This window comes from Phyllobacterium sp. OV277 (genome assembly GCF_900104355.1).
In the GTDB taxonomy this organism is placed as follows: Bacteria; Pseudomonadota; Alphaproteobacteria; order Rhizobiales; family Rhizobiaceae; genus Phyllobacterium.
Genome location: NZ_FNIY01000002.1, coordinates 1,007,426 through 1,019,764 on the forward strand (window position 1 = coordinate 1,007,426; position 12,339 = coordinate 1,019,764).

Here is a 12,339-nt window from a genome sequence, read left to right on the forward strand (position 1 = left end):
CCTTGGCAAGGCCATGCTTCGAACCTATGTTACGTGTAAATTCCGCGTCCTTGCGGTTGTGATTGATGGGACCCGATAATGAATCCTAACTACCGGAACTTCGCACTGTGGGCGATTATCGCTTTGCTTCTGATTGCGTTGTTCAATCTTTTTCAAAGCCCTTCTCAACGTTCGGCATCCAGCGATGTGGCTTATTCAAAGTTCATCAGCGATGTGAATGATGGCAAGGTTAAAAGTGTAGTGATTGCTGGCAACCGTATTACCGGCGCCTATATTGACGGCACTACAACGTTCCAGACCTATTCTCCCGGTGATACCGGTCTTGTTGCGCGTCTTGAGAGCAAGAATGTGCAGATCGCCGCGCGTCCGGAGAATGACGGCTCGACATCCATTGTCAGTATGTTGATCAACTGGCTGCCGATGATCCTGATCGTCGGCGTGTGGATTTTCTTCATGCGCCAGATGCAGGGCGGCTCGCGCGGTGCCATGGGCTTTGGTAAGTCGAAAGCCAAGCTTTTGACCGAGGCGCATGGCCGCGTGACATTCCAGGATGTTGCAGGCGTTGATGAGGCCAAGGAAGATCTGGAAGAAATCGTCGAGTTTCTGCGCGATGCGCAGAAGTTCCAGCGGCTTGGCGGACGCATTCCGCGTGGTGTGCTGCTTGTAGGCCCTCCCGGTACCGGTAAGACGTTGCTGGCCCGTGCTATTGCCGGCGAAGCCAATGTGCCGTTCTTCACCATATCCGGTTCCGACTTTGTTGAAATGTTCGTGGGTGTCGGCGCATCGCGTGTCCGTGACATGTTCGAACAGGCGAAGAAGAATGCGCCTTGCATTATCTTCATCGACGAAATCGATGCGGTTGGCCGTCATCGCGGCGCCGGTCTTGGCGGCGGTAACGATGAACGCGAGCAGACGCTGAACCAGTTGCTGGTCGAGATGGACGGCTTTGAAGCCAATGAAGGCGTCATTCTGATTGCTGCCACCAACCGTCCTGATGTTCTTGACCCTGCACTGCTGCGTCCGGGCCGTTTCGACCGTCAGGTTGTCGTGCCTAACCCGGATGTATCTGGCCGTGAAAAGATTCTGAAGGTTCATGCCCGCAATGTTCCGCTGGCACCGAATGTCGATCTGAAGGTTTTGGCTCGCGGTACGCCTGGCTTCTCCGGTGCTGATCTGATGAACCTTGTCAACGAAGCCGCCCTGATGGCAGCGCGCCGCAACAAGCGCCTTGTCACCATGCTCGAATTCGAAGATGCCAAGGACAAGATCATGATGGGTGCCGAGCGCCGCTCGACAGCCATGACCCAGGCGGAAAAAGAACTGACCGCTTATCATGAAGCCGGTCACGCCATTGTGGCATTGAACGTTGCGATGGCCGATCCGCTGCACAAGGCAACGATCATTCCGCGCGGCCGTGCACTTGGCATGGTCATGCAGTTGCCGGAAGGTGATCGCTATTCGATGAGCTATAAGTGGATGATCTCGCGTCTGGCCATCATGATGGGCGGCCGTATTGCCGAAGAGCTGAAGTTCGGCAAGGAGAACATCACGTCAGGTGCTTCATCCGATATCGAACAGGCAACGAAACTTGCCCGTGCGATGGTTACCCGCTGGGGCTTCTCCGACAAGCTCGGTCAGGTCGCTTATGGCGAGAATCAGGAAGAAGTGTTCTTGGGTCACTCCGTTGCCCGCACGCAGAACGTGTCTGAAGAAACGGCACAGCTGATCGATGCGGAAGTGCGTAAACTGATCGAAGATGCCTATACGCAGGCGCGCACCATTCTGACAAAGAAGAAGAAGGAATGGATCGCGATTGCCGAAGGCTTGCTCGAATATGAGACGCTGACCGGCGAAGAGATCAAGGCGCTGATGATCGGCAATAAGCCGGCCCGTGACCTCGGCGACGATACTCCTCCGTCGCGTGGTTCGGCTGTTCCGAAAGCCGGTTCCGCCAAGAAGCCGCGCAAGGGCGACGAGCCTGACAAGGGTCTCGAACCGCAGCCGCAGTCCTGATTTACACCCGCAATAGTCATCAACGGCCGGTATCTACCGGCCGTTTTTGCACCAATTGTTCATCGATTGAATGATAGTATAATCGTCACATAATTTGTGAGATGCGCATGTAGGGGTCTTCTGCAATAAGCGTGAAGATCAAGCATAAGCAAAATAGGGCTAAGCTCTGGCGCTGCCAGATGCGTGACAGCCGGTAGAGTTTGGATAGACAATATGGCTCGAAAATATTTCGGCACCGATGGTATTCGCGGACTGGCGAATGCCTATCCCATGACCCCCGATATCGCGATGAAGGTTGGCATGGCCGTTGGGCTCGCCTTCAAACGTGGCAATCACCGCAATCGGGTGGTGATCGGCAAGGATACACGTCTTTCGGGCTATATGATCGAGAATGCACTGGTGGCGGGTTTTACCTCCACAGGCATGGATGTGTTTCTGCTTGGACCCATTCCGACACCCGCTGTAGCGATGCTTTGCCGCTCGTTGCGCGCTGATATCGGCGTAATGATTTCCGCATCGCACAATCCCTACCATGACAATGGCATCAAGCTTTTCGGCCCGGATGGTTTCAAGCTTTCCGATGAGATCGAACTTGAGATTGAACGTCTGATGGATGAGGATCTCTCAAGTCGCCTGTCCAGCTTTGACGCATTGGGGCGGGCAAAGCGCGTTGATGGCGATATTTATCGCTATATAGAATTTGCCAAGCGGACCATGCCGAAAAACATCTCGCTGGACGGCCTGCGAATTGTCGTGGACTGCGCCAATGGCGCTGCTTACAAGGTTGCTCCTGCCGCACTGTGGGAACTTGGCGCCGATGTCATCACGATCAATGATAAGCCGAATGGCACGAATATTAATGAAGATTGCGGTTCCACCCATCCTTTGAGCCTGATCAAGAAGGTGCATGAAGTCAGGGCTGACATCGGCATTGCCCTTGATGGCGATGCGGACCGGGTTCTTATCGTTGATGAAAAAGGTTCGATCATCGATGGCGATCAACTGATGGCGGTCATTGCCCAGTCATGGCAGGAATCGGACCGGCTTCTCGGTGGCGGCGTTGTTGCGACGGTGATGTCCAATCTCGGGTTTGAGCGTTTCCTCGGTGATCGCGGCCTGACACTGGCCCGTACCAATGTCGGCGATCGCTATGTGGTTGAGCACATGCGCAATCACGGTTTCAATATTGGCGGCGAACAATCAGGCCATATTGTTATCTCGGATTTCTCGACAACCGGCGATGGTCTTGTCTCTGCCCTGCAAATTCTGGCGGTTGTTCAGGAAGAGGGAAAGCCTGTGAGCGAGGTTTGCCGCAAGTTCGAACCGGTGCCTCAGGTTCTTAAAAACATTCGTACAGCGGGCGGTAAGCCGCTTGACGACAAGAAGGTCAAGACTGCGATTGACGATGCCCGTGACCGGCTTGGCAAATCAGGGCGTCTTGTTATTCGTCCGTCAGGCACGGAGCCTCTGATCCGTGTTATGGCGGAAGGCGATGATAGCCAGCTCGTGGATACGGTTGTCAACGACATCATCTCGGTGATTTCGTCGGTCAAATCAGCAGCCTGATCTTCAAAAACACTGCATCAATGAATGGGCCCTCTACGGGCCCATTTGCGTTTGTGCAGCCGTGCCGGGCCGTTCGGTTTTCGTTAACGTTAATGAGTATGGTGAATAAACACGGTTAAGCGGGATTTAACTTTTTCCCTTCATATTGCCGTCTAGAACCTTAGTAGCAGTCGCTACATCTAGATTTTGGGCCGGATAAGGGAAATGAAAATGGGCATTCTCAACAAATATGCTGCGATTGGTGCAGCTCTACTGTGCCTCGGGGCAATCCCGGCCCACGCTGCAGATCTCGTGGAAGCGCCAGTTGTGGAAGTTCAGCAGTTTGGTGGCTGGTATCTGCGCGGCGATATCGGCATGAGCAATCAGCGACTTGATAAGCTGGATTATTTCGACTTTGCCAATGCGGAGCAGCATGGTTTTCTGGATAAGGGAGATTTTGACTCGGGTATCACGGGCCAGATCGGTATCGGTTATCAGTTCAACGATTGGCTTCGCGCTGACGTAACAGGTCAGTATCGTGGCAAGACAGAGTTCAGCGCTCTTGATTTTTATTCGAACCCATCACTGGGGCAGTACGGGACGAATCAATACCACGCGAAGAAATCCGAATGGCTGTTCCTCGCCAACGCCTATGCTGATCTTGGTACATTCAGTGGCATTACGCCCTATCTTGGTGCTGGTATCGGTGCATCTCGTAACACGATCTCCAATTTCACGGATGATAACATCCTCAATGCCGGGGGCGGATATGCCAGCGATGGTTCCAAATGGAACCTTGCCTGGGCACTGCATGCCGGTGTGGGAATCAAGGCGACCGACCGTATGACCATTGATCTTGGATATAGTTATGTTGATCTGGGTGATGCCAAGACCGGTACGTTCTACAATTTGAATGGCTCAACCCGCAATCAGGCTGTTACCTTCAAAGACATCACGTCGCATGACTTCAAAGTGGGCGTACGCTACGCTTTCTAATTGAAACAACATGATTTTTCGAGCGGCAGGAGGCTTTCTCCTGCCGTTTTTGTTTGCGCTTCATTCCGCCGGATGGGGCAAATTTAATGTCGCGCACAAACATATTTCTTGACTGTGAACGACATTTCTCCTAGTTCCCGGAGTGGGCCACCTCTCCCCAACGAGAGGCGTGCTATCTGTGAGGATAGGAGAAAACATGACGACGCTTACAAAGCCGGTGCAGCGCCCGGCTAACCCTAATTTTTCATCAGGTCCCTGTGCAAAACGCCCCGGATGGTCGCTTCAAGCGCTTTCCGACGCATCGCTTGGCCGCTCGCATCGTGCGAAGGTTGGCAAGACGAAGCTGAAACAGGCGATCGATCTTACCCGCGAAATCCTGCAAGTCCCCGCTGATTACCGCATCGGCATTGTTCCTGCATCCGATACCGGTGCCGTCGAGATGGCTTTGTGGTCGCTGCTTGGCGAACGCGGCGTCGACATGGTTGCATGGGAAAGCTTTGGTGCAGGCTGGATCACCGATGTGGTTAAGCAGTTGAAACTTGCCGATGCCCGCAGCATTGAAGCTGGTTATGGCGAACTGCCCGACCTTTCCAAAGTTGATTTTGACCGCGACGTCGTTTTCACCTGGAATGGTACGACGTCGGGCGTGCGTGTTCCCAATGGCGATTTCATTCCTGCTGATCGCAAGGGTCTGACAATCTGCGATGCCACTTCGGCAGCCTTCGCGCAGCGGCTTGATTTCGACAAGCTCGATGTCGTCACTTTTTCTTGGCAGAAAGTGCTCGGCGGCGAGGGCGCGCATGGCATGCTGATCCTCAGCCCGCGCGCTGTCGAGCGGCTCGAAACCTACAAGCCCGCATGGCCCTTGCCGAAGATTTTCCGCCTCACATCGGGCGGCAAGCTCATTGAAGGCATTTTTGCCGGTGAGACCATCAATACGCCGTCGATGCTTTGCGTTGAGGATTATCTCGATGCGCTGAACTGGGCGAAGTCGCTTGGCGGTCTCGATGGACTTGTTGGACGTGCGGACAGAAATTTTGCCGCTCTCGATGCTTTCGTTGAACGCACGCCATGGATTGCCAATCTGGCAACGGTTCCGGCCACACGGTCCAACACCTCCGTTTGCCTGACAATTGTCGATCCGGAGATCACGGCACTCGACAAGGATGCGCAGGCCAATTTCGCCAAGAACCTTGTTGCGGTTCTGGAGAAGGAAGGCATTGCCTATGATATCGGCGCCTATCGCGATGCTCCCTCGGGTCTGCGCATCTGGGCCGGTGCAACGATTGAAACGGCTGATCTTGAAGCGCTGACGCTGTGGCTCGACTGGGCATTCCAGTCGCAAAAGGCCGCGCTGAAACAGGCTGCCTGATTTCTTCGGCATGATGTGACCGCATTCGGGTGCGGTCACTCCCCCAATCATTTCATTCCTGATTCAACGATGGAGGCCATGATGGCACCGCGCGTACTCGTATCTGATAAGCTCTCCCCAACCGCCGTACAGATCTTCAAGGATCGCGGTGTCGAAGTCGATTATCTGCCTGACCTTGGCAAGGACAAGGACAAGCTTGCTGAAGTGATCAGCCAGTATGATGGTCTTGCCATTCGCTCGGCCACCAAGGTCACGGAAAAGCTGATCGCCGCTGCAACCAACCTCAAAGTCATTGGCCGCGCTGGTATCGGCGTTGACAATGTTGATATTCCCGCTGCATCACGCCGCGGTATCATTGTGATGAACACGCCTTTTGGCAATTCCATCACCACTGCGGAACACGCCGTTGCGCTGATGTTTGCCGTGGCGCGCGAACTGCCTGAGGCTGATGCTTCGACCCGTGCGGGCAAGTGGGAAAAGAACCGCTTCATGGGTGTCGAGATCACCGGCAAGACGCTGGGTGTTATTGGCTGCGGCAATATCGGCTCGATTGTCGCCACGCGCGGCGTCGGCCTCAAGATGCATGTCATCGCGTTCGACCCCTTCCTGTCGGAAGGCCGAGCCGAGGAACTGGGTGTCGAGAAGGTCGAACTTGACGAATTGCTGGCCCGGGCGGATTTCATCAGCCTGCACACACCGATGACCGACAAGACACGCGGCATTATCAATGCTGAATCCATTGCCAAGATGAAAGATGGTGTTCGCATCATCAATTGCGCTCGCGGCGGTCTGATTGTTGAGAAGGATCTGGTTGCAGCACTGAAAGCAGGCAAGGTCGCCGGTGCCGGTATCGACGTGTTCGAAGTGGAGCCAGCTACAGAGAACGAGCTGTTCAACCTGCCAAACGTTGTCTGCACACCGCATCTCGGTGCATCGACAAGCGAAGCACAGGAAAATGTCGCGTTGCAGGTTGCCGAGCAGATGTCGGATTATCTGATCAAGGGTGCGGTTTCCAACGCCATCAATATGCCGTCCATTACGGCTGAAGAAGCACCGCGCCTGAAGCCTTTCGTCAAACTGGCGGAAGTGTTGGGTGCTTTCGTTGGTCAGGTTACCGATGAGCCAATCGAGGAAGTGGAAGTTCTTTTTGATGGTTCCACTGCGGGCATGAACACACGGGCACTCGTCAGTGCAGCACTGGCCGGTTTGATCCGCCCGCAGATGGTCGATGTGAACATGGTTTCGGCACCTGTCATGGTGAAGGAGCGGGGCATCATCCTCTCCGAAGTTCGCCGTGACAAGTCGGGCGTGTTTGACGGTTACATCAAACTGACAGTCAAATCCGCTTCTCTGACCCGCTCCATTGCCGGTACGTGCTTTTCGGACGGCAAGCCGCGCTTCATCCAGATCAAGGGTATCAATCTCGACGCCGAAGTTGGCCAGCACATGCTCTATACGACCAACAACGACACACCGGGTATGATCGGCATGCTCGGAACGATATGCGGGCAGAATGGCGTCAACATTGCCAACTTCTCGCTGGGCCGTGACAATCCGGGTGGTAATGCTATTGCGATGCTCTATCTCGATGAGCGGATTCCGGATCATGTTCTGGAAGAGCTGCGCGTCAACAAGGCCATTGTTTCGGCCAAGCCGCTGGAATTTGACATCGGCTGATTGTAGGGATGTCCAAGCCTTTCCTGCTTAGGTAGAACTGGTTCCAGTAAGCAGGAAAGGCCCTATGTCAACATCGTCAACACATGCACTGAACTGGCGCTTGATGGAAGCGGGGGACCTCGTTTCCGTCATCGCCATGGCTGCCGTCATCCATACGGATTTTTACGAGGATGATGCGGTTTATCTGGAGCGTATGCGCCTTTATGGTAAAGGCTGCTTTGTGCTGGAAGGTCAGAACGGCGAATTGTTTGGCTATGCCATCACGCATCCGTGGCAGCTTTACACAACGCCTGCGCTCAATAGCCTGCTCGGGCAGATACCCGATCATCCAAACACCTATTATCTGCATGACATAGCGTTGCTGCCAGCATCACGCGGCAGTGGGGCTGCGCCGCGCATTGTTTCGATCTTAGCCGATCAGGCAAAGACAGAAGGGCTAGAAACCATGTCGCTGGTCTCGGTCAACAATTCGGTCGGCTTTTGGCAGAAACAGGGTTTTGAGGTAGTGAGCCGTCCTGAACTCGAGGCAAAGCTCAAATCCTATTCTGATGATGCCTGTTTCATGCTGCGAAAGCTCACCTGATTACGCGGCGGCGTGTTTGCGCCCGCTGATTTCGGCGATGCCGATGCCGCCGAGAACCAGCACCAATGCAATGGCATGATAGAGATGAAACGCCTCGCCAAGCAGGATGACGGCCAGCAACGTGCCAAAAATCGGCACGGCGTTGATGAACAATCCGGCGCGGTTCGCGCCGATATATTCAACGCCCTTGATGAAAAGCACCTGCGCGGCCAGTGATGGCAGGACAGCCGTGTAAAGCACGATCATGATACCGGTGAAATCAGGTGTAATCATTGCGCCGTCCCGCCATTCCCAGATTGTGAAGGGGATGGCGGTGATAAAGGCAAAGAATGTCATGACTGTCATCAGGCTTTGCCAATGAATGACCGGGCGAAAGCGCAGCGCCACCGTGTAGCCGCTGTAAAGCAGCACGGCGAGAAGCATCAGCGCGTCGCCCTCATTGACCTCAAGTTCGGCGAGTTTAAGAAAACTGCCATGGCCCGCCGTTAAAGCCACGCCGACAAGCGACAGGCTGAAACCCACTATCTGGCCGGGACGTACCGCCATGCCGAATAGCAGGAGATTGGCGACGAAGATCACCATAGGCATCCCGGCCTGTTCAATGGTGACGTTGATAGCCGAGGTGTAATTCAAGGCGCTGTAGAGCGCCATGTTGAAAAAAGTGAAGCCAAAGGCACCCAACGCCGCGAGCAAAGGAAGATGTGCGCGCAGCATCTTCCAGTCGCGACGGACCTGATTGCCGCTGATCGCAGCAACGATGAGAAATGCCACGAGCCAGCGCAGCAAAGTCAAAAGCATCGGCGATATATGTCCGACCGCAAGTTTACCTGCTACGGCATTGCCGCCCCACAGAAGGGCTGTTACGAGCAGAAAGATGTAGGCGGTACGGTTCATGACGTGTGTCTGCTTATACTGACGGAGGAAGTGTTGCTTTGCTGCCAGAACCATAGGTTTATTCGTTTGATAATGGCAAATTCGCCACGCTTCAGCCGAAAGAATTGTCGCGCTTTTATGAACCAGCCTGTATAGAAGCACCGCATTTGGCAAAAAATGCATGACGAGGTTGTGACTCGAGGAGTTTTGAATGGCTAATGTTGTGGTGATCGGCTCCCAGTGGGGCGATGAGGGCAAGGGCAAGATTGTCGATTGGCTTTCCGAACGGGCCGATATCATTGTCCGCTTTCAGGGCGGGCACAATGCCGGTCATACGCTGGTTGTCGATGGTGTCACCTACAAATTGTCGCTGTTGCCATCGGGTGTGGTGCGCAAGGGCAAGCTCTCGATCATCGGAAACGGCGTTGTTTTCGACCCGCATGCATTCATTGCCGAAAAGAAGAAACTCGAAGCGCAGGGCGTGGTTATCACCCCTGAAACGCTGAAGATTGCCGAAAATACAACGCTGATCCTCTCCCTCCATGGTGAACTCGATCGCCGCCGTGAAGCCTCCAATTCCGGCACCAAGATCGGTACAACGGGTCGCGGCATCGGCCCAGCTTATGAAGACAAGGTTGGCCGCCGCGCCATTCACGTGCTTGATCTTGCCGATCCCGATACGCTGCCTGCGAAGATCGAGCGGCTGCTGGCCCATCACAATCCACTGCGGCGCGGTCTTGGCATTGAAGAGGTTGATGGTTCCAAGATTTTAGCAGAACTACTTGATGCTGCTCCACACATCATCCCGTTCATGGACCGCGTCTGGTATGTGCTTGATCAGAAGAAGCGGGCAGGCGAGCGTATTCTGTTTGAAGGCGCGCAGGGCACGCTGCTTGATATCGACCATGGCACCTATCCTTTTGTAACTTCGTCCAACACTGTGGCGGGTCAGGCTTCTGCCGGTTCCGGTATCGGACCGGGCTCACTGCATTACGTACTTGGTATCACCAAGGCCTATACGACCCGCGTGGGAGAAGGTCCGTTCCCGACGGAACAGCAGAACGAAGTTGGCGAGTTCCTCGGCCAGCGCGGCCATGAGTTTGGCGTTGTCACCGGGCGCAAGCGCCGCTGTGGCTGGTTCGATGCGGTTCTCGTGCGTCAGGCCGTTGCCAATAATGGCATCAGCGGTATTGCCTTGACCAAGCTGGATGTTCTCGACGGGCTCGACGAGATCAAGGTTTGCACCAGCTACGAACTGGATGGCGAGGTCATTGATTACCTGCCAGCCAGCCAGGGCGCTCAGGCGCGCGTCAAGCCGATTTACGAGACGCTTGAAGGCTGGAAAGAAACAACAGCCGGTGCGCGCAGCTGGAGCGAACTGCCCGCACAGGCGGTAAAATATGCGCGTTATCTGGAAGAACTGATCGGTGCGCCGATTGCGTTGCTTTCGACCAGCCCGGAACGTGACGATACAATACTTGTTACTGACCCGTTTCATGATTAGAGTCGCAAACAGGTTTCGCGGTTAATCTCACAACAAAACCATAGGTTTGGGTGAATGGCAGATTTCGTTGCAGTATTGAGAAAGACAATTGACGGGCTCGCGGATCCAACTCCCGAGCTTCGCCAACGTGTGTATGCAAAGGCTCGCGCAACGATTGAGCAGAAGCTTGCGACGCTGAATGCGCCGGAGGCTGTCGCCGTCCGCCAGAAGCAGTCGCTGGAAGATGCGATCATCGAGGTCGAGTCGGGTTTTGCCGCTGTTCTGGAAGACCCAAAGCCTTTAATTGAGCCCATTCCTGTTGCGCCGCCTGTTCCAGCTCCGGCACCGCCTGTTGTGGCGGCACCCATTGTCACAAAACCAGAACCGGCCCTGGAAGCACCAAAGCCTGTGCCTGTTGCTGCGCCGCCAGTGGTTCCTGCCCCGTCCTTTACCAAGCCGCTTGCTCAATCCGATGCGCTTGAAGATTTTCTGACGACCCATGGTTCGACAGGTGCCAAGCCGATCGAACCCAAGGAAGAGAGTTTTCGCGATGAACGTCCGCTTGCCGGATCGTTCTCAGGGGGCGATCTGAAAGCCGGTCGCGGGCCCGAAGAAGAGTTTGACGATGAGCCGGAGCTTGATTCAACCGATCGTGGGCCCAGTGATTATAGCGTTTACACACGCGGTCCGCTGAAGCAGCCAAAGCCGAAGCGTTCGCTGGTGCCGCTGCTGAGCCTGCTTGGCCTGCTGATTATTATCGCAGGCGGAGCCTATGCGGGCTGGACTTACAAAGACCAGATTTCAGCACGGGCCGCGTCGGTAAAGACCTATCTTGCCAGCCTCACCAGCGGGGGCGACAAAACGCCTGCGAAGCCAGCCGAAACAGCCGCTAACCAGCCTGCGACGCCACCTGTAAAGACTGAACAGCCTGCGCAACCGGCGGCTCAGTCGACACCGGCAACGCCTGCAGCACCGGGCGCATCGGATGCGAAGCCCGAACCGAAACTGACGCAGCGTCTGTTGCCGGATGGTCAGGAAATCAATCCGGGCCCTGCCAATGATACACCGTCATTGGGTGAGGGCACATCGGTTGCCGCTTCTACACCGGACCAGCAGCCTGCCCAGCCACCCGCGGCACAGGGGCAGACACAGCAACCTGCAGCACCGGCTGGCCAGACACAGCCTCCGGCTGCGCTGCCGATTGGTCAGAAGGCGTTCTTCTATGAGGAGCGGTCCGGTCAGGATGCCGGTACTGCGGATGCGGGCGGCGTTGTCTGGTCCGTGGTGCAGGAATCACCCGGCAATGATCTGCCGCCTGAGCCGGCAATTCGCGCTGAAGTGACAATTCCGGATCGTGGGATCAAGCTGCGTATGGTCATCCGCCGCAATGGTGACAAGACGCTGCCAGCAAGCCATCTTGTTGAAATGATCTTCACTGTTCCCGATGGCTTCCCCGGTGGTTCGATCGATACCGTGTCGCGCATGACGTTGAAGGATACGGAACAGGCTCCGGGCAGCCCGCTTGTCGGCATTCCGGCCAAGATTGCCGATAACTTCTTCATCATTGCGATGAATGATGCCAAGACCGCTGTGGACACAAACATGTCCCTGCTGCGCCGTCAGTCGTGGATCGATATTCCAATCGCCTACAAGACGGGCCGCCGCGCGCTCCTGACCCTTGAAAAGGGCCTGCCGGGCGAGAAGGTTTTTGATGATGTCCTGAAATCCTGGGCAGCAAAAGCTGGCGGTTAATATCGCTATGATCTTATGACAGGATAAAAGGCTCCGGAAACGGAG

Annotated in this window: 9 protein-coding genes; 8 read left to right on the forward strand and 1 reads right to left on the reverse strand. The window is 55.2% G+C overall.

All coding sequences use genetic code 11. The features are described 5' to 3' along the window. Positions 1–78: 78 nt before the first annotated feature. The 6 genes from ftsH to BLU05_RS10990 all read left to right on the forward strand — a co-directional run bounded on the left by ftsH (position 79) and on the right by BLU05_RS10990 (position 8,186). Positions 79–2,013, forward strand: coding sequence for an ATP-dependent zinc metalloprotease FtsH (gene ftsH, locus BLU05_RS10965; RefSeq protein ID WP_091879881.1), 1,935 nt, complete (start codon positions 79–81; stop codon positions 2,011–2,013). A gap of 213 nt (positions 2,014–2,226) precedes the next feature. Then, the gene (gene glmM / locus BLU05_RS10970) at positions 2,227–3,579 is read left to right on the forward strand and encodes a phosphoglucosamine mutase (protein ID WP_091879882.1); all 1,353 of its coding nucleotides are present in this window, start codon (positions 2,227–2,229) and stop codon (positions 3,577–3,579) included. A gap of 210 nt (positions 3,580–3,789) precedes the next feature. After that, complete coding sequence (locus tag BLU05_RS10975) at positions 3,790–4,554, forward strand: outer membrane protein (protein ID WP_091880263.1); 765 nt, start codon at positions 3,790–3,792, stop codon at positions 4,552–4,554. Between the two features lie 196 nt (positions 4,555–4,750). Further along, the gene (locus tag BLU05_RS10980) at positions 4,751–5,926 is read left to right on the forward strand and encodes a phosphoserine transaminase (protein WP_091879884.1); all 1,176 of its coding nucleotides are present in this window, start codon (positions 4,751–4,753) and stop codon (positions 5,924–5,926) included. 81 nt (positions 5,927–6,007) lie between these two features. Further along, the gene (gene serA / locus BLU05_RS10985) at positions 6,008–7,603 is read left to right on the forward strand and encodes a phosphoglycerate dehydrogenase (protein ID WP_091879885.1); all 1,596 of its coding nucleotides are present in this window, start codon (positions 6,008–6,010) and stop codon (positions 7,601–7,603) included. Positions 7,604–7,667: 64 nt separating this feature from the next. Continuing rightward, complete coding sequence (locus BLU05_RS10990; RefSeq protein ID WP_244518270.1) at positions 7,668–8,186, forward strand: GNAT family N-acetyltransferase; 519 nt, start codon at positions 7,668–7,670, stop codon at positions 8,184–8,186. Here the strand turns inward: BLU05_RS10990 and BLU05_RS10995 are convergent, their stop codons facing one another. Continuing rightward, complete coding sequence (locus BLU05_RS10995) at positions 8,187–9,080, reverse strand: DMT family transporter (RefSeq protein WP_091879887.1); 894 nt, start codon at positions 9,078–9,080, stop codon at positions 8,187–8,189. It lies immediately after the preceding gene. Between the two features lie 190 nt (positions 9,081–9,270). On the opposite strand from BLU05_RS10995, the gene BLU05_RS11000 reads away from it, so the two are divergent. Both BLU05_RS11000 and BLU05_RS26610 read left to right on the forward strand, forming a co-directional pair. After that, positions 9,271–10,563 (forward strand): adenylosuccinate synthase, encoded by a 1,293-nt coding sequence (locus tag BLU05_RS11000; RefSeq protein WP_091879888.1) that lies wholly within the window; start codon positions 9,271–9,273, stop codon positions 10,561–10,563. Positions 10,564–10,617: 54 nt separating this feature from the next. Next, a complete protein-coding gene (locus tag BLU05_RS26610) occupies positions 10,618–12,294 on the forward strand; it encodes a hypothetical protein (protein ID WP_091879890.1) in 1,677 nt (558 codons plus the stop codon). The last annotated feature ends 45 nt before the right edge of the window (positions 12,295–12,339 follow it).

Excerpts from the sequence above, each read along its gene's own strand:
- ftsH (WP_091879881.1), top strand. The coding sequence starts at position 79 with ATGAATCCTAACTACCGGAACTTCGCACTGTGGGCGATTATCGCTTTG.
- glmM (WP_091879882.1), top strand. The coding sequence starts at position 2,227 with ATGGCTCGAAAATATTTCGGCACCGATGGTATTCGCGGACTGGCGAAT.
- BLU05_RS10975 (WP_091880263.1), top strand. The coding sequence starts at position 3,790 with ATGGGCATTCTCAACAAATATGCTGCGATTGGTGCAGCTCTACTGTGC.
- BLU05_RS10980 (WP_091879884.1), top strand. The coding sequence starts at position 4,751 with ATGACGACGCTTACAAAGCCGGTGCAGCGCCCGGCTAACCCTAATTTT.
- serA (WP_091879885.1), top strand. The coding sequence starts at position 6,008 with ATGGCACCGCGCGTACTCGTATCTGATAAGCTCTCCCCAACCGCCGTA.
- BLU05_RS10990 (WP_244518270.1), top strand. The coding sequence starts at position 7,668 with ATGTCAACATCGTCAACACATGCACTGAACTGGCGCTTGATGGAAGCG.
- BLU05_RS10995 (WP_091879887.1), bottom strand. The coding sequence starts at position 9,080 with ATGAACCGTACCGCCTACATCTTTCTGCTCGTAACAGCCCTTCTGTGG.
- BLU05_RS11000 (WP_091879888.1), top strand. The coding sequence starts at position 9,271 with ATGGCTAATGTTGTGGTGATCGGCTCCCAGTGGGGCGATGAGGGCAAG.
- BLU05_RS26610 (WP_091879890.1), top strand. The coding sequence starts at position 10,618 with ATGGCAGATTTCGTTGCAGTATTGAGAAAGACAATTGACGGGCTCGCG.